The 18381-nt window shown below is 67.8% G+C and carries 19 protein-coding genes; 6 read left to right on the top strand and 13 right to left on the bottom strand.

The genetic code is table 11. The annotated features are described in order from the left end of the window. Window positions 1-6: 6 nt before the first annotated feature. From QNO12_RS05435 to QNO12_RS05425, 3 genes are all read right to left on the bottom strand, one after another. Window positions 7-189, bottom strand: a complete 183-nt coding sequence (locus tag QNO12_RS05435) for a hypothetical protein (RefSeq protein WP_257501744.1) — start codon at window positions 187-189, stop codon at window positions 7-9. A 118-nt stretch (window positions 190-307) separates the two neighbouring features. Continuing rightward, complete coding sequence (locus QNO12_RS05430) at window positions 308-2179, bottom strand: carboxylesterase/lipase family protein (protein WP_257501743.1); 1872 nt, start codon at window positions 2177-2179, stop codon at window positions 308-310. A gap of 125 nt (window positions 2180-2304) precedes the next feature. Next, window positions 2305-2670, bottom strand: a complete 366-nt coding sequence (locus QNO12_RS05425) for a winged helix-turn-helix transcriptional regulator (protein WP_257501742.1) — start codon at window positions 2668-2670, stop codon at window positions 2305-2307. A 76-nt stretch (window positions 2671-2746) separates the two neighbouring features. Between QNO12_RS05425 and QNO12_RS05420 the strand changes: the two genes are divergently transcribed. Further along, window positions 2747-3400, top strand: coding sequence for an FMN-dependent NADH-azoreductase (locus QNO12_RS05420; protein WP_257501741.1), 654 nt, complete (start codon window positions 2747-2749; stop codon window positions 3398-3400). A 172-nt stretch (window positions 3401-3572) separates the two neighbouring features. Here QNO12_RS05420 and QNO12_RS05415 read toward each other — a convergent pair whose 3' ends face one another. From QNO12_RS05415 to QNO12_RS05405, 3 genes are all read right to left on the bottom strand, one after another. After that, on the bottom strand, window positions 3573-3887 hold the full coding sequence (locus QNO12_RS05415) for a hypothetical protein (RefSeq protein ID WP_257501740.1): 315 nt from the start codon (window positions 3885-3887) through the stop codon (window positions 3573-3575). Window positions 3888-3960: 73 nt separating this feature from the next. Continuing rightward, window positions 3961-4164, bottom strand: coding sequence for a hypothetical protein (locus QNO12_RS05410; protein WP_257501739.1), 204 nt, complete (start codon window positions 4162-4164; stop codon window positions 3961-3963). 214 nt (window positions 4165-4378) lie between these two features. Then, window positions 4379-4951 (bottom strand): TetR/AcrR family transcriptional regulator, encoded by a 573-nt coding sequence (locus QNO12_RS05405; RefSeq protein WP_257501738.1) that lies wholly within the window; start codon window positions 4949-4951, stop codon window positions 4379-4381. Window positions 4952-5065: 114 nt separating this feature from the next. On the opposite strand from QNO12_RS05405, the gene QNO12_RS05400 reads away from it, so the two are divergent. After that, entirely contained in the window at window positions 5066-7582 is a 2517-nt protein-coding gene (locus QNO12_RS05400; protein WP_257501737.1) for an MMPL family transporter, read from the top strand. 189 nt (window positions 7583-7771) lie between these two features. Here the strand turns inward: QNO12_RS05400 and QNO12_RS05395 are convergent, their stop codons facing one another. Continuing rightward, window positions 7772-8107: a DUF7882 family protein gene (locus tag QNO12_RS05395; RefSeq protein WP_257501736.1), complete on the bottom strand. Its 336-nt coding sequence runs from the start codon at window positions 8105-8107 to the stop codon at window positions 7772-7774. A gap of 861 nt (window positions 8108-8968) precedes the next feature. Here QNO12_RS05395 and QNO12_RS05390 point away from each other — a divergent pair. Beyond that, the gene (locus tag QNO12_RS05390; protein ID WP_257501735.1) at window positions 8969-10984 is read left to right on the top strand and encodes a thioester domain-containing protein; all 2016 of its coding nucleotides are present in this window, start codon (window positions 8969-8971) and stop codon (window positions 10982-10984) included. Between the two features lie 174 nt (window positions 10985-11158). On the opposite strand, the gene QNO12_RS05385 is transcribed toward QNO12_RS05390, so the two are convergent. Next, window positions 11159-11455, bottom strand: a complete 297-nt coding sequence (locus QNO12_RS05385; protein ID WP_257501734.1) for a transcriptional regulator — start codon at window positions 11453-11455, stop codon at window positions 11159-11161. Further along, on the bottom strand, window positions 11452-12081 hold the full coding sequence (locus tag QNO12_RS05380; RefSeq protein WP_257501733.1) for a hypothetical protein: 630 nt from the start codon (window positions 12079-12081) through the stop codon (window positions 11452-11454). Before QNO12_RS05380 ends, QNO12_RS05385 begins: the two co-directional genes overlap by 4 nt. A gap of 535 nt (window positions 12082-12616) precedes the next feature. On the opposite strand from QNO12_RS05380, the gene QNO12_RS05375 reads away from it, so the two are divergent. Beyond that, window positions 12617-13789, top strand: a complete 1173-nt coding sequence (locus tag QNO12_RS05375) for a low temperature requirement protein A (protein ID WP_257501732.1) — start codon at window positions 12617-12619, stop codon at window positions 13787-13789. Here the strand turns inward: QNO12_RS05375 and QNO12_RS05370 are convergent. Then, window positions 13775-14755: an AraC family transcriptional regulator gene (locus tag QNO12_RS05370; protein ID WP_257501731.1), complete on the bottom strand. Its 981-nt coding sequence runs from the start codon at window positions 14753-14755 to the stop codon at window positions 13775-13777. The two genes, QNO12_RS05375 and QNO12_RS05370, sit on opposite strands and share 15 nt — an antisense overlap. Before the next feature lie 157 nt (window positions 14756-14912). On the opposite strand from QNO12_RS05370, the gene QNO12_RS05365 reads away from it, so the two are divergent. Next, the gene (locus QNO12_RS05365; RefSeq protein ID WP_257501730.1) at window positions 14913-15920 is read left to right on the top strand and encodes an aldo/keto reductase; all 1008 of its coding nucleotides are present in this window, start codon (window positions 14913-14915) and stop codon (window positions 15918-15920) included. 29 nt (window positions 15921-15949) lie between these two features. Then, the gene (locus QNO12_RS05360; RefSeq protein WP_257501729.1) at window positions 15950-16795 is read left to right on the top strand and encodes an MBL fold metallo-hydrolase; all 846 of its coding nucleotides are present in this window, start codon (window positions 15950-15952) and stop codon (window positions 16793-16795) included. Here QNO12_RS05360 and QNO12_RS05355 read toward each other — a convergent pair. From QNO12_RS05355 to QNO12_RS05345, 3 genes are read right to left on the bottom strand one after another with little or no spacing between them, the layout of a single operon-like run. Beyond that, the gene (locus QNO12_RS05355; protein ID WP_257501931.1) at window positions 16705-17118 is read right to left on the bottom strand and encodes a hypothetical protein; all 414 of its coding nucleotides are present in this window, start codon (window positions 17116-17118) and stop codon (window positions 16705-16707) included. The genes QNO12_RS05360 and QNO12_RS05355 overlap by 91 nt on opposite strands. A 55-nt stretch (window positions 17119-17173) precedes the next feature. After that, entirely contained in the window at window positions 17174-17407 is a 234-nt protein-coding gene (locus QNO12_RS05350) for a class I SAM-dependent methyltransferase (RefSeq protein WP_257501728.1), read from the bottom strand. A gap of 53 nt (window positions 17408-17460) precedes the next feature. Beyond that, on the bottom strand, window positions 17461-18144 hold the full coding sequence (locus QNO12_RS05345; RefSeq protein ID WP_257501727.1) for a DUF1345 domain-containing protein: 684 nt from the start codon (window positions 18142-18144) through the stop codon (window positions 17461-17463). Window positions 18145-18381 lie beyond the last annotated feature (237 nt).

Genomic DNA, 18381 nt, shown 5'->3' with positions numbered 1-18381 from the left:
GCGGGCTCAGAACGGCCAGATCAGTGGGACGTACAGCAGCGCGACCGCGAGGAAGACGAGCGCCAGTGGCAGGCCGATCCCCGCGGTGATGCCCGCGGCGTTCAGAACCTCACTGAGGACGAACAGCGAAGCGATGAACAGAACGAGCGGGTCGCTGAAATCCCGCAGAGCCTCGTTGAGATCGAGCACCCCCGTCGCCCCAGCGCCATGGGCACGAACAGGGCGACGACCACGAGCGGAACACGGTTCGTCACGAACCCCACCACGGCCAGGGCGAGCACGACGAAAGTGGCGATCATCGGTGAGATCACGGTATCGGTCCCGCGTATTCCATCCAGAAGTCGATCGCGTCCGCGCGCGGGCGAGGCTTCACCTGACTGCCGTCCGCGGTGAACTCCATGACCTGTTCGGGGGCCGTCCGCACTGCCGGCCAGGGCGCAAGCGCAACCGCGGCAGGAGCTCCGGTGCTCACGAAGGCCATCCAGAACCCGCTGATCTGATCGCGCAACCGGTAGTCGGATTCCGTGTAGTCCGCGTCGCTGTCGACTCCCAGATTGTCGTAGGCGTATGCCACTTCCGCACCGTGATACGCGCCGTACTTCTCCAACCCCTCCTCCGGCGGCGTGTGGGAGAAGAAGTAGACGTAGGCGTCGGCATCCGCGGACTGTGTGTGCAGACGCGCCCACCGGTGCATCGCGCGGGTCATGACCCGATCGGTCTGCGCCTGCAGGGAGGACTCCAGCGCCTGCTTCGGCGTGTCGCCGGGGTACAGACTGAGGAATCTGTCCACCAGATCGCCGTACGCCTCGGTGGCGGTCGCCCGGTACTCGTCGACGTCGATCTGGGACGAGGCGGCGAGCGCGAGCGACGCTTCGTCGGCGTTGCTGCCCACGAGGATCGGCACGTCGTGCTGTTGACCGGAGGCGTAGATCTCCGCCGGTGAGCTCGGCAGGACGTGTCCGTCGATGGAAGGGCGCCAATGAGCCGCGAACGCGCGGGATGCTTCGAGGATGCGATCCACCGGCATCCCACGCATCTCCGCGATCGTCGCGTCGCCCAACCGCTCGCTCACTCGCCGGCCGACATCCTCCGCGGCGTCTCGGGTGTCGAACTGATCTCCGTTCTCGGTGTCGCCTGTCGTGCCCATGCATGCACCGCTGCCGGCGATGATGCCATCGAGCAGGCCATCCGCGAGCGGAGTCGCCCCCAGGATGCACACGCTCTGACCCCCCGCCGACTCGCCGGCGATCGTCACCCGCTCCGCATCGCCGCCGAACGCCGCGATGTTCTCTCGCACCCATTCGAGTGCCGCGATCTGGTCCAGGAGGCCGTAGTTCCCCGACGCGTCGTAGCCCGACTCGGCTGCAAGGTCGGGATGGGAGAGGAAGCCGAGTACGCCGAGCCGGTAATTGATGGTGACTGTGATCACGTCACCGCGGGACGCGAGCGCTGCACCGTCGTACAGAGGCAACGCGCCGGACCCCGTGGAGAAGCCTCCGCCGGGTATGTACACAAGCACGGGAAGATCATCACCGGCAGGCGCAGTGCTCCGCCAGATGTTGAGCGTGAGACTGTCTTCGCTCACGGGGTAGGGGTTGAGCAGGGTGCCTTCCAGCGGCACATCCACCAGTTGCGCGAGTGCCCGCGTCGAGAAGCTCGAGGTGCCCTGGACGGGAACCGCCGAGAATCGGTCGGCGACGAGCACTTCTTCGCGCGGCGCGGGTGGTTCGGGTGCGCGCCACCGTCGCTCCCCCACCGGAGGCCGCGCATACGGGATGCCCGCGAAGATCTCCACGGTGCGCGCATCATCGGTGACTCCCTGCACGGGACCCTCCTGAGTGGAGACCTGTGGTGTGAGTTTCGGATCGCCGTCTCCGGCCGCGCGGGTCTGAGCCGGCGGGTAGGCCAGTACGGCCGTTCCGCCCACGAGGAGGGCAGCGAGCAGCCACGCACCGAACTGGAATCCGGCGGGTTGCCGCATCCACCAGCGGGCCCCCACGCCTATCGGCACTAGGAGCGTCAGTGTCAGCGCCCATCCCCACCACGGGCTTTGGTTGAGCCAGAGCACGGCCAGCGCGATCGCCGCCAACAGCAGAAGTGCAGGCGCGTAGCCCAGGAACGGGAGGAACCGTGGGCGCCTCTCGACGGCGCGGGCCGCTGGTCCGTGAATCGGGTCCATGATTCGGCTGCTTCCTGGCGGGTCGTGGTTCGAGGGATGCTCGACTTCCGCCCCAGTAGAAACCGTGTTGTCAGGACACGGTCAACTCCCTCCATGACGAGGGAGCAAGCTCTGGACTCGGTGGCTCAGCCTGCGGACGCAGCCGAGGCTGTGTGGGTCGTTGAGGTGCCGAGATTCGCCGAGGCCCACTCGCCGAGCTGATCGAGAATGGGCAGCAGGCCACGGCCGCTTTCCGTCAGCGCGTACGACACCGCCAGCGGAGGGCCGGAGTCGACCGTCCGCGCCACCAACCCGGCGTGAGCCAGCTCGGACAGACGGTCCGAGAGCACCGTGTCGCTGATGCCGCTGACCGCGCGGCGTAAGGCTGCGAAGGACACCGGTCCGGGCCCGAGGGTGGAGACGATCATGCCGTTCCAACGCTTGCCGAGCACGCTGAACGCCAGGGTGACTGCGCCGTCGCAGGCATGGGTGGCGCTCTCCGTCTCGGTCATACCGCCATTCTAGCCATGCTACGCTCTCCGTGGTTACTGCGGAATTCGTAGTGACTACGCAATCGAAAGGACTCCTGTGACTCTGTTCCGCTTGGACGCCAGCATCCTGCCCGCAACCTCCGCCAGCCGCGCGCTCGCCGATCTCGTCGAGTCGGAGTGGACGACGGCGCACCCTGACTCCACCGTCACGCGGCGCGACCTTGCGCAGGACCCCGTTCCTGCCACCGTCTGGGCCGATGCTGTCACGGGCAGCTTCGCCGAAGAAGGGCAGCGCACGGCCGGGCAGATCGCTGCCCGTGAACTCGCGACGACCTTCGCCGACGAGTTGATCAGCGCCGACGCGTTGCTGTTCGCTGTGCCGCTGTACAACTACGGCGTCTCGCAGCACTTCAAGACCTGGTTCGACCTCGCCTACACCGACCCCCGCATCGACCCGACCGGGACTGCCCTCAGGGGCAAGCCCGCCACTCTGGTCACCGTCCTGGGCGGCAACTACGCGCCCGGCACCCCGAAGGAAGGCTGGGACCACTCCACCGCGTGGTTGCGCCGTGTGCTGGAGGACGTCTGGGGACTCGACCTCCGGGTCGTCCAGCGGCCGTTCACGTTGGTGGGGGTCAACCCGATGCTCGACGCGTTCACCGACACGGCTCAGGAACTGAAGGATGCCGCGGAGCAGTCCGCGCGCAGGCACGGGCGCGAGATCGCCGCCGCGCGCGTGACTGCGGCCTGAGCGCCACGCCGCAATCGACAGAGGCTCGGAATCCCGCACTCCGCGCGAGTTCCGAGCCTCTGGTGGTCGGGCTGCCGTCGACCGCCGCTGGGCGGGCGAATCACTACGTCGGTTCTGCGATGAGGGCCGTTGTGATGTCGGCCCGACCGCCGACCGCGGATCGGGCGCGGCGTCAGAACGACCCGCCGTCTCCCGCGCCGGAACCGTCTCCCCCGCCGGAGTCCCCGGTTGTGCGGTCATGGCCGACCGCGCCGGCTGCGCCGCCTGACGTGTCCGAACTGCCGGCGGCAGCCTTCCTCCGCGTGCTCGATTGCCAGACCCAGTAGGGGACAGCCAACGCACTGCCGACACCCACGCCGATGGCGATACCGACGCCGATGTTGTCCATCACCAGCCCGATGGCCACGCCGATCGCCAGCCCGACAGGGATTGCGACACCCCAGGCGGTGGCGCTCATCTGACCGCTCTTGCTCTCGTCGTCTGCCATACCCGCCACCCTACGAAGCGCGCCCTCAACCGGCATCCATCGGTAGGGGGAGATCGTCGAACCTCTGGGGGTCTCACCGACCTGTCGGCGGCAGTGTGTCGACCCCGTGACGCCTGGGCTTTTCAGGTTCCGCCGCAGTGTCGGGCGACGCGTTGGATCGGACCGCCGACGCACCGGCATCCGGATGGTGCTGCTCGTCCAGGTCCCTCTCCTCATCGCGTTGCTCCAACGGCGGCAGGCGGTCACGGGCCGGTGTGGTCTCGTCTCGATCGCTCATGTGCCGAGCCTTCTTCCGCGCATCGCCCGACGCCCAGGGGTTGTCATCCTTGAGCAGTCATGATCCAAGACCAACCCGCGCGTGGTCGGTGGGTGCTCACCGCATCCCTCGGGTGGCGGACGCCACGGTCGCAGCGCCCAGTCCTCCGGTGGCAAGGCGACCGGACTCGTCCCGATCAGGACCACGGGCTTGCCGCCAACGACTGCGGGTGTCGTCAGCGACCGAGCACCGCGTCCAGGAGTCGGTCGACATCTCGCGGACCGACGGTGGTGCGAGCCAAGGCCCGCAGGATGACCGCGCCGATGAGTGCGTCTGCGACCTCGTCCACGGGCGCACCTTCAGGGAGGTTGGGCACCGTGCCGGTGGCCCGCATCAGGCGTTTCGAGATCGAATCCGACCCTGACAGGCTGTCACGCAGCCGGAGACCCACTTCGGCGTGCTCCGCCGCGGCGGCGATGAGAGAGCGCAGCATGCCCTCACCTTCCGCGCTGCCCAGCAGCGCGAAGACGCGTCCGAGCCAGGTGGTGAGGTCCTGACGGATGTCGCCGGTGTCCGGCGGACGCAAACGTTCGGTGGGCAGCATCCCCTCGAGCAGACACTCCGCGATCACGGCGCCCTTCGACGGCCACCAGCGGTAGATCGTCTGCTTGCCCACCCCGGCGCGTGTCGCGATGCCCTCGATGCTGAGGTGGTCGTAGCCGCGTTCAGAGAGCAGTTCCACGGTCGCGCGCAGGATCGCCAGCCGGGCCGCTTCGCTGCGCACCGGACCGCTTCGGGGTAGGGCCATCGCGGGGCATCCCTCCGGATAAGACGAGACGGTGCGTGTTATCTTAGCCACGCTTGTCGATGACGAGGGGCTCCTCGTCATCGAGGTGCACCCTCGACGATCTGAGGGAGAGTCGTGGCCGAGCTGTTGCACCGGTTGGGGACGTTCGCGGCACGCCGTGCGGGGACGGTCATCATCGCGTGGGTCGTGATCCTCGGGATCGCAGTCGGCGGGTTCCTCGTCGGGTTCAAGGGACTGAGCTCGAGCTTCGACATCCCGGGCACGGCCTCCGGAGACGTGATCGCCGAGCTCGAGGAGCAGCTGCCCGACTTCAGCGGCGCGTCCGGAACCGTCGTCTTCCACACCACCGACGGGTCGGCGTTCTCGGACGCGCAGCAGGCCGAGATCACCGCACTCGCCGAGTCCGCACGCGACCTGCCCGACGTCGCGGACGTGATCGACCCGTTCGCGACGCAGCAGCAGCTGGCAGATCAGCGTCAGCAGATCGAGGACGGCCGCACACAGATCGCCGCCGCCCGCGCGCAGGCGGAGGCCGGGCAAGCTCAGCTGGATGCCGGGACCGCGCAGTTGGATGCCGCGCAGACGCAGCTGGATCAGGGTCGTGCACAGGCTGAGGCGGCGGGCTTGCCGACCACCGAGCTGGACGCGCAGCAGGCGATCCTGGACGCTCAGCGGGCGCAGTTAGAGACCGAGCAGCAGGCCCTCGCCGACGGTCTTGCGACGATCCAGGGACAGGAAGCCACGCTGGAACAGGGTGCCGAGCTGATCTCGTTCGCCGACGGCATCCGGGTGGTGTCCGAGGACGGCGCCACCGCCATCGTGAATGTGCAGTTCACCGAGCCGCGCCTTGAACTCGCTCAGACCTCCAAGGACGCGGTCATCGAGCATTTCGAGAGCGAGCCGGTCGACGGCGTCGAGGTCGCCTTCTCCAGCGACATCTCTCAGGGTGTGCCGCAGATCCTCGGTGTCGGGGAGGTCGTCGGCGTCGCACTGGCGGCGGTCGTCCTGATCGTCGTACTCGGCTCGCTGCTGGCGGCGGCGTTCCCGATCGTCACGGCCTTGGTCGGTGTCGCCATCGGCGCCATGGCCACGCTCGCCTTCTCGGGGGTGGTGCAGATGGCCTCGGTCACGCCGATTCTGGGGGTGATGCTTGGGCTTGCCGTCGGCATCGACTACTCGCTGTTCGTGCTCTATCGACACCGCAAGCAGCTGCTGCAGGGCGCTGACGTGGTCGAATCCATCGGCCTGGCCAACGGCACCGCCGGCAACGCCGTCGTGTTCGCCGGGACGACGGTGATCGTTGCGCTGCTCGCGCTCAACATCACCGGCATCCCCTTCCTGGGGCTCATGGGAACGGCCGGCGCGATCAGCGTCGCCGTCGCCGTGCTGATCGCCATCTCTCTCACACCCGCGCTGCTGGGGCTCGCGAAGAGTCGCGTGCTCAGTAAGCGCGCCCGCGCTCGCGCCGCCGCTGGGACCGCACTGAGCGATGCCACGACGCTGCGGGCGCGCAACCGCGCGAGCGCACCGATGTCGACGCTGCGCGCCATCCTCACCGTCATCGTCGCGACGGTCGCCCTGCTGGTCGTTGCGATCCCCGCGATGTCGATGCGCCTGGGTTTGCCCGACGGCGGATCCGAGTCCGCAGATTCCACCGCCTACCGCGCGTTCACCCTTACCGAAGACTCGTTCGGCGCCGGAGTCAACGGACCCTTGCTGGTCACCGCGACCCTTCCAGAGGGGCTCGACGACGATCAGGTGCTGAACGATCAGCTGCTGGTCGCCCGCCAACTGGCCGCGATGGACGACGTCGTCGCTGTTGCGCCCATCGCCGTTTCGGACGACAACACTCTCGCCGCGTTCCAGGTCGTCCCCGCCGAAGGTCCGAACAGCACCTCGACGGAAACACTCGTGCGGGAGCTTCGCGACCTGCCACCCATTGCTGATCAGATCACGCTCGGCGTGGCCGGTCAGGCTGCGATCAACATCGACATCTCGGAGGCGCTCGCGAATGTGCTGCCGCTCTACCTGCTTGTGGTGGTCGGCCTGTCATTCCTGATCATGGTCATGGTCTTCCGCTCGCTGCTTGTGCCACTGATCGCCACTGCCGGTTTCGTGCTGTCGCTCCTGGCGACCTACGGCGCGGTCACGGCCGTCTTCCAGTGGGGATGGCTCGGTGACTTGTTGGGCGTACACAACCCCGGCCCGATCCTGAGCTTCCTGCCGGTGATCCTGGTGGGCATCCTGTTCGGCCTGGCCATGGACTACCAGCTGTTCCTGACGACCGGGATGCGGGAGGCATGGGCCCACGGTGCACCCGCGCGGCTTGCCGTCGCGCAGGGATTCCGCGCAGGCCGCACGGTCGTGATCGCGGCAGCGCTGATCATGATCGCGGTCTTCTCCGGCTTCATCACCTCAGAGTCGGTGATCATCAAATCGATGGGTCTGGGCCTGGCCCTTGGCGTTCTCTTCGATGCGTTCCTCGTGCGAATGCTGCTCATTCCGGCGCTCATGCACCTGCTCGGCGAATCGGCCTGGTGGCTGCCGAAGTGGCTGAGCCGCGTCATCCCGAACGTGGACGTAGAAGGCTCGGCGCTGGAGCGTCGCCACCCGGTGCACCACACCCTCTGACCGTCTCCGGAGGGTCTTGCGCGGGCTCGCGCGCCAACGCTCCGGCCACCGGGTCACAGGGAACGGCGCCGCTTCCCGTGGTGGTGAACAGCAGACTCCCCTTCGCCGTGCGATCATCGCCGCCAACGCGGTCGCCGGATGCCGCCTGCTCTACGCCGCCCAACCGCACGACCCGCGAATACGTCGGTGTCAGCCAACCAGGACGGACTGTTGCCGTACCGGCAGTGCTGCGGCGGGTTCGCCGACGAGATGCAGCCCCTGTGCAGAGTTCGCCGTCGAGATGAGAGCTTCCAGCCAATGCAGGTTGATGTCCGGCTGTCGGCTGCCGTGGAATTTGAAGATCAGCGACGCCCCCGCATGCATCCACACGGAACTGCGGCCCTCACCCACACTGATGTCGTCCTTCCACGTGAAGAAGAACCCTTCCCCCCGGCGCAGCTTCGTTCCGATGGTGATCTGAAGGTGCGCCAGCACCCGGTCGTCGAAGTTCTTGGACGTTTGAGCGTTGTACGTGAACTTGCCCATGACGGGCCTCCAATGCGGCACGCACCAGAGATCGCCTGTTTCGGGGAGGAAACGCATTCGGCGGACGGAGACTGTGGCATACCGTTCCTTCGAAGTCTCGCAGGTTCCTTCCTCACCACAAGGGACCAGTGCTCAGTCTCCGCAAGATCGCCGATAGGCGACACACCAGCCGACCTGCGCCGAATCCGGCATGATTCCGGGGAAGTCCGAGCCGACGAACTGACGACTCTTGAAGAGGTCGTCTGGCCGCCGGATTGCCACCTCGTGGTCCGAGTTTTCGTTGTCAGGAGCATCGGTCTCAGCACCTCCTCCCCCGGACCTTGCGTACTCACTACCCGGTCCCATCCCAAGGCGGGGATTCGGGCCGCCGAGCCGCGAGGGACCTTCGGCCCTATCCGGGCGTCCGGCACGGAGGATTCACTGGGAGCGACCCAGGAGGCGCCATGAACCTGCACGCCGCTCCGAGCCGCTCGGCGTTCCCCGTTGCGACCACGGCGGCCGCGCAGCCGCTCCGCCGGAGCGACCCTCGTGGCCGTTCTGGCGGCCGCCGCGATGGTGATCCTCCCTCTCGGCGGAGCGGCCAGCGCGTGGATCGAGGACGGTGCGCCGGCGACGGGCACGGAAACTCCGTTGCCGCTCTTGTGGGGCGACCTCGCGGGGCTGGTGGGGGGTGCCCTGCTGGTGGCCGCGAGTCTGACGCTCCTCCGCAAACCCGGGAACTCGGCGCGACCGCCTAGGTCGTAGCCGCGCTGGTCCCCCATCACCGACGAAAGGCCCCCCGTGACCGACTCGCGCCCCCGTCTTCGATCCCGGAACCCCGGCATACGTCTCCCCGCGTCCGTCCTCTGGGCGACGGCCGCGATGGCCGCTCTCACCTTCGCCTTCCTCCCGGTCGGTGGGCCCGCTCAAGCGAGGCTCACCGACGAGAGTCCCGTCATCGAATCGCCGGACGGACCGAACACCGATGTCGAGGTGACCGGCCTCGGACCCGGAGCGAGGTTGACGGGAGGGTATCCGGCCACCCCGACGCCGCAGGATCCGATGGCGCCCTACCCCGCGGCACCCCCTGCGGGGTACACCCTGGGCGGCGGCTTCACCGCGCTGATCAATACCGTGAGCGTGACAGATCCGACACTGACCGCCGAGATGTACTGCATCGACGTCCGCACCGGAACCCTGATCGGCGGCGGTTACGAGAACGGAACGTGGGACGAATCGAACGTCCAGAACCTCGGGTACGTCGCCTACATTCTGAACAACTTCTACCCCGCGTTCCCCGCTGAACCGGCGGGTCTGGCGTCCGAAGGCGAGCAGGCCGCCGCCGTGCAATCGGCCATCTGGTACTTCACGGACGGCTTCATCCTGGACGCAGCCTCGCCGATACGGGCAGCGACGGCAGGAGTCATCGCGGCCGCGCAGCTCAACGGCCCGGTGACCGAGCCGCCTCCCCCGGCGGTATCCATCACCCCGCCCGCTGCCGCCGCGCCGGCGGGATCGGCGGCCGGCCCGTTCACCGTGACAACGGACGCCCCCAGCGTGACCCTCTCCGTGCCCGCCGGGTACACGATGTACGGTGACGCGGCCGCCACCGCTCCTCTCCCCAACCCCTACACGACCACCACGGGGGCCCAGGTGTGGGTGGGCAGCGGAACCGACGCGGTGGACGAGACGCTGCTGAGCGCTCGAGCGGTCGTAACCGTCCAGCGCGGGCGGGTGTACCTCTATGACGGCCTGGCACCGGGCGTCGATGACTTGCAAAAACTCGTCCTTGCTGAAACCGCCACGTTGGAGGCGACCGCCCAGGCGCCTGTCCAGTTCTTCGAGGCGGCCAGCCTGACCGTCAACAAGGCTTTCGCGGGGGCCGGAGTGGGCCAACAAGGGGCAAGTCAGCTGACCGTAGATTGCGGTGACGGCGTGGCGCGGGTAGCGGACATCCCGCAGGGCGCGTCCACGGCCCAGGTCTTCACCTTCGAGGGCATCGCCGTCGGGGCGACGTGCCTGATCGACGAACCAGCGACGGGAGAGACCACCGCGGTGACGGTGACCACTGACGCGCCGCAGAGCGTTCCGATACCAGAGGCGGGGGCGACGGCGACGATCACGAACACGGTGACCGTCCGTCCGGGAGCGCTCGATGTCACCAAGGTGATCGCGGGCCCGCAGGCAGGTCTCCAAGGCGAGATCACCCTCGATGTGGTGTGCGGCACCGCCCTCAGCGAGACGGTCGTCATCCCCGCAGGCGCGGCCGCCGGCACGTACACCGAGACATTCAGCGAACTCCCTGCCGGCACCGAGTGCACGATCACCGAGACGGCCACGGGTGAGACAGCCGCGGTGGTCGTCGTTTCCGACGGCCCGGTCACCGTCACCGTCGCGCCCGGCGCCGGGGTGGCTGCCGCCGTCACCGACACCGTGACGTACCGGCCGGGCTCGCTGAGCGTCAGCAAGGTCCTCACCGGCGCACTGGCCGGCCAGCAGGGACAGATCACCCTCGCCGTGGACTGCGGAGCGGCGCTCGCCGACACCGTGATCATCCCGGCGGGAGCGGCAGCGGGAACCTACACCGAGACCTTCACCGAACTGCCCGCGGGCACCGCGTGCACCGTCACCGAGCCGGTCTCCGGCGAGACGAGCGCCGTACGCGTCTTCTCCAGCGGCACGGCGAACGCCACGATCCAGCCGGGCACCGACTCGACGGTCGAGCTGACCAACACCGTGACCCAGCGAGCGACCCTCTCGGCGCGGCTGCCCGCCACGGGTTCGGAGATCTTGATGCCTCTGCTGTGGGTCGGTGGCGCCGCCGCCGCTGCCGGCGCGCTGCTGCTCCTGATGGGCACCGTCTCCCGCCGCAGGAGCGCAACTTCGGCGCGGGACTGAAATTCGCGGGCACGAAGCCCGAGAAGGAGAAGGGCACCGGCTCAAAGCCAGTGCCCTTCTCGTTCTCGACCGTTCTGCTCGACATGCCATCGAGGACACTGCCGGGACGTTGCATCCCCATAGCGTCGTCCCGTCGTGTCCAATCGACGCCGCGTCCCGTGAGCGAGCGCCTACTCATTCGGTGAGGAGATCGATAAGGGTCTGCCGGTAGTTGAGGAACGCCGCCCGACCTTGCGCGGTGATCCCAAGGAAGGTTGCGCTCGTGCGCCCCTGAATCGTCTTCTCCTGAGTTATGTAACCAGCGTCCTCAAGCTTGCGTAGATGCACCGACAGGTTGCCGGCAGTCATGCCGAGGATCGCACGCAGCTTCGGGAAGGTCATGGAGTTTCCCTCGCCGATCGTGTTCAGCGCGGTCATCACGCGCAGGCGGGCATCGGCATGAATGACCGGGTCGAGCTGCCGGCTTGTCATCGGCGGGCCCCAGTCACGGATCGATGAGCCTCGATGCCGGCACCGGCGAACAGCACCGCGCAGGCTGCGAGCCACCCGATCAACACCAGAGGACTGGGGCCCACGAGCACCGAGATGAGGTTGGCTGCGAGGAGGGCGACGCCCTGCAAGAACATCGCCAGGTCGAGGAAGACCGCTCCCCCTGCGGTGAAAAGCACGCCCACGAGCAACGTCGCCACTGCGCTGGCGAGCCAGACCAACGTCGCGGGCTCGAGGTTCAACCGAAGCAACGCCACCACGATGAAGCCGACACTCACCATGCCGGTAGCCCAGGCCAGGCCGTACAGCATGCCCCGACGGCTGGATGCCCCTCGCAGCTCCTTGCCTGCGCGGATACCCAGCACGGTGGACACTGCGGCGCCCGCGACCGTCAGTACTGCGAAGAGAGTGAGCGCGAGCGGTAAGCTCACCGGCGCCCAACGGAACAGCGCGGCATGCAGCGCCAGGTAGCCCAGGGCGTAAACCGTTCCCCACAGCAGATACAGGATGGGTGGGTTCGGAGCGGTGGACCGACGGGTGATCGCCTCGCTGTCGCTGATCGCGGAAAGAGCGGCGCTTGTGTCGAAAGCTAGTTCGCGCTGCGTCATGGAGTGCCTCAGTTTCTGGTTGGTTGTAAACTCCAACCAGTTTGCATCGCAAACTCGTTGGTGTCAACCATGGCCGCCCCACTACGACGCGAGCAATCCACCGCAACGACTCCCCCAGCGGCTCCACCGGCCGAACCCCCGGCCGATGCCGAGCCAGCGTGTGTTCCGGAGATGTCCGATCAGCGCCGAAGCGAAGCAGACGACAGACCGGCCCTCATCGCCGCCGTTCAATCGCCACTTTGTGGCACGGAGGGCCAGCTCGATGGTTACGACGGGCCGGTGATGTGCAGACTCTCGTTCGACAACCCGCTACCGCACGCGACTATCCAGGATGGGTGACGTCCCGCTCTCCCGACCACCATGCCCGAACCTGCACCAGACGCGGGCGCAGATTGCCCATCAACTGCGAGCATCGGAAGTCGCTACGTGAGAGCGGGTTGGACACCAGGAATGGCATGCGCCGGCTGCCTAGCGCGTATCGGACGAGCGGGACGGTGCGTGACGGCGCCCGCGTCCAGGGCGTACGTTCTCCGTCATGAACGCACGATCGCGACCGACACCGGGCGCGCTCCCTGGGCGGGCGAGCCCGTTCGAGTTGCTGTTCGACCTGGTGTTCGTGTTCACGATCACGCAGGTCACCCATGTGGTCATCGAGGAGCCGGATTTCCTAGGCGCCTACAAGGCGGTCATTCTGCTCGCGCTCGTGTACTGCGTCTACGACGGGTACATCTGGCTGATGAATCAGGGGGCGACCTCCAGCGCTGTGACCCGCGCGGTGCTGCTGATCGCCATGGCGGGGTTCCTCATCATCGCGGTCGCGATCCCCAGGGCGTTCGGTGCGGGGCAGTGGGCCTTCACGATCTCATTCCTCGTGCTCATGGTCCTCCACCACGCGTTGTTCCTCATCGTCGGGTCGGCCGGCAACGTGCGCGGCATTCTCCGCATCGGTCCGTTCAACATCGTGGCGGCGATCGTCCTCGTCGCCTCCGGCCTGCTGGGCGAGTCCGGCGCGCTGTGGCTCTTCCCCCTGGCACTCGTGATCATCCTCGCCAACGTGCTCACCAACCGCCGTGGCGGCTTCGAGCTCGGCGCCGCCCACCTGATCGAACGCCACGGCCTGTTGATGCTGATCGCCTTCGGCGAGGCGATCGTCGCCGTCGGGGCCACCTTGTCGCGGCAACCGCTGGATGCGTTCTCATTGGGCGCCGCGACCCTCACCGTCGCCGTCGTGGGCGGACTGTGGTCGACGTACTTCCCGTCGGGTGACCTCGCCAGGACGGAGCACGGGGTGGAGGACCGCGACGCGAGGAGCCGGACGATGCTCGCGATCACCGCATTTTACGGTGATCACCTCGGCATGATGGTCGGCCTCGTCCTGTTCGCCGCCGGGAGCGGCCTGTCGATCCAGCGCAGCGGGGAGACGCCCCTCGGCGCGGGGCTGCTGGCGGCCGTCGGTATCGCAATCTATCTGGCGAGCCAAGCGCTGTACCGCGTCGAGCTCGGGCTCGGGCGGGTGGCGCCGAGGCTCGTGGGAACCGCGGCTGCGGCGGCGGTGGCCGTCGCCAGTTTCGGCCTGGGTCCGCTCGTCGAGCTGGCGCTGCTGCTCGTCGTGGTCGCGACCGTCGCGTCGTGGGGCCCGCTGGCGCATGCCACCCAGCGGCGCCGCGCCCAAGCCGCTCACGGGGGATCGGAATCAGCCGGCCCGTGAGCTCGGTTCTGCCGCATCCACGGCCTGCTGCTCCACGAGGTGGAGGCTGAACGCGTCGAGTCGGAGGCCCTGCGCCCGGGTGGTCGCGGGTGCGGCGCTTGCGCGGAGGCGTGCGGCATCCTGCCCCGGTGCACGCCCGAAGGTGCGCCGGTACTCTCGGGTGAACTGCGACACGCTGCCGTACCCGACCGTGGACGCGACGTCCGCTACGGTCGCGTCGCCCGCGGCGAGCAGGATCCTTGCCTGCCGGAGCCGTAGCGCCTTCTGCCACTGGATCGGCGTCATCGATGTGGTCGCCCGGAACCGGCGGTGGAAGGTCGACACGCTCATTCCGCTCAGCCGTGCGAGCATCTCCACGGATACCGGATCCGCGAGGTTGTCACGCATCCAGGTGGTGGCGCGGGAGATGTGCGCGACGTTGCTGTCCGCCGAGCCGATCAGCCGTACGAGTCCGCCGAGTGGGCCGGTGAGCAGGCGCCAGACGATCTCGTGCTCCGTCGGTGCACGCAGCGCCGCGATGCCGGCCGGGTCTTCGGCGAGGCGCATCATCCGCACGACCGCGTCGATCAGCTCGTCCGACGCCGTTGCGACGGCCATCCCGGTGAACGGTGGCGGGTCGGCGACGTCGACCGTGTCCAGCAGCAGGGAGGCGATGACCGCGGGGCGGAGCGCGAAGCTGAAGACCACGAACGGATCGTCGGGCGAGGCAGCCGCAACGTGGCCGATCGCGGGCAGATCGAGCGATGCGACGAAGAGCTGACCGGGCCCGTACACGAATTCGAGGTCACCCATGGTGGTGCGTTTTACCCCACCCGCGACCAGGGTCATGGAGGGCCGCGCCATCGTGGCGGTCGGCCGGGTGCCGTAGCGGACCACGCCGACGCTGACGCCGTCCGTGAGATCACGCCGGATCGTGTCACCGACGTACCGCAGAATGCGCTCGCGCAGCTCTTCGCGCCCGTCCATACGTCGTAGCGAAGCACGTCCCGCGAGCCGCGGCAATGCGTGTATGCGATCCCGCCGAGATCGACAGGATCGTGCATCTGGTCGCCACGATCGTGATCGCGCCGCCGGCGCTCCGGAGGTTGGCTGGACGGGAACCTGTTCGAAGGAGCAGAAGACCATGAGACGACGGACGTTCGGCGCGACAGGCTGGTCGGTGAGCGAGCTCGCTCTGGGGACGATGATGTTCGGCGCAATGGGCAACACCGACCAGGCGGACAGCGCGCGGATCATTAATCGGGCACTGGACGCGGGCATCAACTTCGTCGACACCGCAGACGTCTACTCGGAGGGCGAGTGCGAGAAGATCGTCGGCGCCGCGATCGCACAACGGCGCGACGAGCTGGTGCTCGCGACGAAGTTCGGTCTGCCGACGGGGGTAGACCCCAACCGGAGCGGTGCCTCGCGCCGCTGGATCATCCAGGCGGTGGAAGGTAGCCTGCGACGGCTCAGCACCGACCGCATCGACCTGTATCAACTGCACCGGTTCGACCCCCGAACAGATCTGAGCGAGACCCTGTCGGCGCTGGACGACCTGATCCGCGCGGGCAAAGTGCTCGCCGTGGGCACCTCCACCTTCGCAGCGGAACACATCGTCGAGGCTCAGTGGGTGGCCGAGCGCACCCGCACTCACCGCTTCCTGAGCGAGCAGCCGCAGTACTCGATCCTGGGGCGCGCGCCCGAGCGTGCCGTCTTCCCTGTCGCGCAGCAGTACGGGATGGGCGTCCTGACCTACAGCCCGTTGCACAGCGGCTGGCTTTCCGGGCGGCCACGGACGGAGAGCCACCGCGCACGGGGATGGGCGGAACTGCACGATCCGACATCCGAGGCGGGGCGACGCCGGGTGCGTGCGGTGGAGGAGCTTCAGCGGATCGCGGCGGATGCGGGCCTCACCATGCCGCAGCTGGCCATCGCGTTCGTCACCACGCATCCCGCGGTCACCTCGGCGATCATCGGCCCGCGGACGCAGGAACAACTCGACGGGCTGCTCGCCGCCGCCGACATCGTGCTCGGGGACGACGTGCTCGATCGCATCGACGCGGTCGTCGCGCCCGGCACCGAGCTCCACGACGACAGCTACCACGCCACGCCGTCCGCGCTCATCGACCCTGCGCTGCGCCGACGTTGACGGAACCCCCGACGAAAGGACGAACCAGGATGTTGGAACGACTTCAGTACGAGGTGCACACCGAGCGACGCGAGGGGCTGACGCGCGACCTCCCGCCCGGGAACGAGCAGTGGCGATGGGTGGCGAACAGCGCGACGCTCATTCGCAGCGGGCGGGAGGCCGTGCTCGTCGACACATTCGCGACCATCGCTCAGAACGAACGCCTCATCGCATGGATCCGCGCGCATGACGTCGAGCTCTCCGCCGTCTACCTGACGCACGGTCATGGTGACCACGCGTACGGTGTGGGTCAACTGCGTGCCGCATTCCCACGCGCAGCGGTGCTGGCCACGGCCGGAACGCTAGCGGAGTTGCAGGAGCAGGCGCGTCCCCAGTGGCGTGACGACTTCTGGGGCCGCCTCTTCCCCGGCCAGATCCCGGAGGTCGCCTTCCCGGACGTGGTCGAGGGCGGCTTCACCTTCGCGGGCCACGATCTGCACATCATCGAGGCCGGTCACACCGACACGGTGGGAACGACCTCGCTGTGGGTGCCGGACGCGCGGCTCATCGTCGCGGGGGACGTCGTCTACAACGCGACCTCTCCCTACATCGCCGAGACCACACCCGAGACGCGGCGCCACTGGATCGCCGTGTTGGAGCGGCTCCGTGACCTGGAGCCGGAGCACGTGGTGAGCGGGCACAAGCAACCCGACCGGCCCGACAGCCCGACCGACATCGAAGCGACCATCCGCTATCTGGAGGACCTGGAAGACACCGAGACGACACCCGGCGAGCCATTGGGATTCTACGAGCGGATGCTCGCGAAGCAACCCGATCGGGCCAACATCGGCTCGCTGTGGGGCGCAGCGAAGCTCATCACCGCTGAGCGCGGATGAGCCGTCCCACCCCTCGCAGCGGAGACCTCCTCGTCACCGAGAGCGAAGAGCGCCGTGGGGACCACTGCAGCGAGCTTGCCACCCGCTCCGGTGACCGCGTCCCGCACGACGCGGTCGTACCGGCCGCGATCGCGCGGGTTGACAAGCGGCGACGCACGACGGCTATTACTCAGGATGCCGCCATCAACACTAGGCACGGGACGGAAGTGTCGGGCGGCCACTCGACCGTGCAGCGCGAATTCGAACCACGGCGCCGACTGAGCGGTCATCATGGTCGCGCCGCCGACGCCGGCGCGTTTGCGTGCGACCTCCCACTGCGTCAGGAGGATGGCGGTGCGCCAGCCGGAGCGAGCGAGAAGTCGTCGAAGAATCGGTGTGTCAGGTGGTACGGCACGTTGCCGACGAGAACGGGATGCTCGCGAGGATGCCGCAGGGCGTCAGCGCGTTCGACACGCACGTCGGCAGGAGCTGCCGGAGCATACGCACACGGTGCTCGTCGATGTCGATCGCGGTGAGGTCGCGGCCGAGGGCTGCCAGGGGCACGGTCGGGGCCTTGTCGCCGGCGCCGATCTCGAGGACCGGACCGCGCTCCTGTCCAGTCACCGCAATCATGCCCAAACCATTGGCCCGCACGCATCCGGTCCTTCATCGTTCTTGATTGGGGATTAGTTGCTCAGGAAGAGAACGCTGATGAGGAGCGCGATGATGAAGGTGCTGAACGCGAACCCGATGTAGGTCTGTCCGGTGACGACGGAGCGTGCCCGAGTGGTCAGGATGCTGACGTCTGAGGATGAAAAGGTGGTCGCGAGCTGCGCAGCGAGGTAGTAGTAGTCGGCGAACACTTCTTGGTCGCCAAGCTCCCCTGGGAACGCAAGGGATGGTTCCTGGGTGTTCAGGCGGGCGTAATGCACCGCGTAAGCAGTGACGGTCACCAGCCATGCTGTGATGACAACGGCGAAGCTCAGCGCGTTGGCGAGCGGACTGTCGAGAAGTCCGGGGAGTACCAGGACGAGGGCGACGGCGAGCACAGCCAGGATTGCCCATTGGGCGGCGGTGGCTGGGATTGCGAGACTGCGGCTTTGTGCATTCGTCGCGGTGAGCCAGTTGCGAAGAGTTGCCGCATCCGCCTTGCCGAAGGTGGTGTGAGTGAGGATCAGGAATCCCAGGGAGTACGCGATCCAGAACACGAAGGTGGTGAGCGCGACGGTGTCGGGCGTGAAGTGTAGCGGTGCGATCAGGGCGTAGCCGATCAGTGCGAGCACGGCGACGGCGGCCGCGAGGCCGAGCGAGACCACGTTGCGCAATCCCTCATGCGCCATCCGGGGCATGAGTGGTCGGTCCGACGACATGACCGAATCGTAGTGGCCGCCGCGCTCCCGCGAACCAACGGGTGCAGCAGCGTCCGAAAGTCGGTCCTTACCCGGGCACTGGGTTCAGTGACGGCCGCCGAACGTGTCGCGGAGGGGGCGACTATCGATCCCCGCGCGACGGGCAGGATCCCGCGATGCTAACTGGGGTTGGAAGCTCCCGCCGGCACCCGTAAGGAACAGCGATGACTGGAATCGCTACGCACCACGAGCTTTTCA

Origin of the sequence: Microbacterium sp. zg-B185 (assembly GCF_030246885.1) — a bacterium.
In the GTDB taxonomy this organism is placed as follows: domain Bacteria; phylum Actinomycetota; class Actinomycetes; order Actinomycetales; family Microbacteriaceae; genus Microbacterium.
Note: the sequence above shows the minus strand (reverse complement) of the source record. Positions and strands in the feature narration are given on the sequence as shown.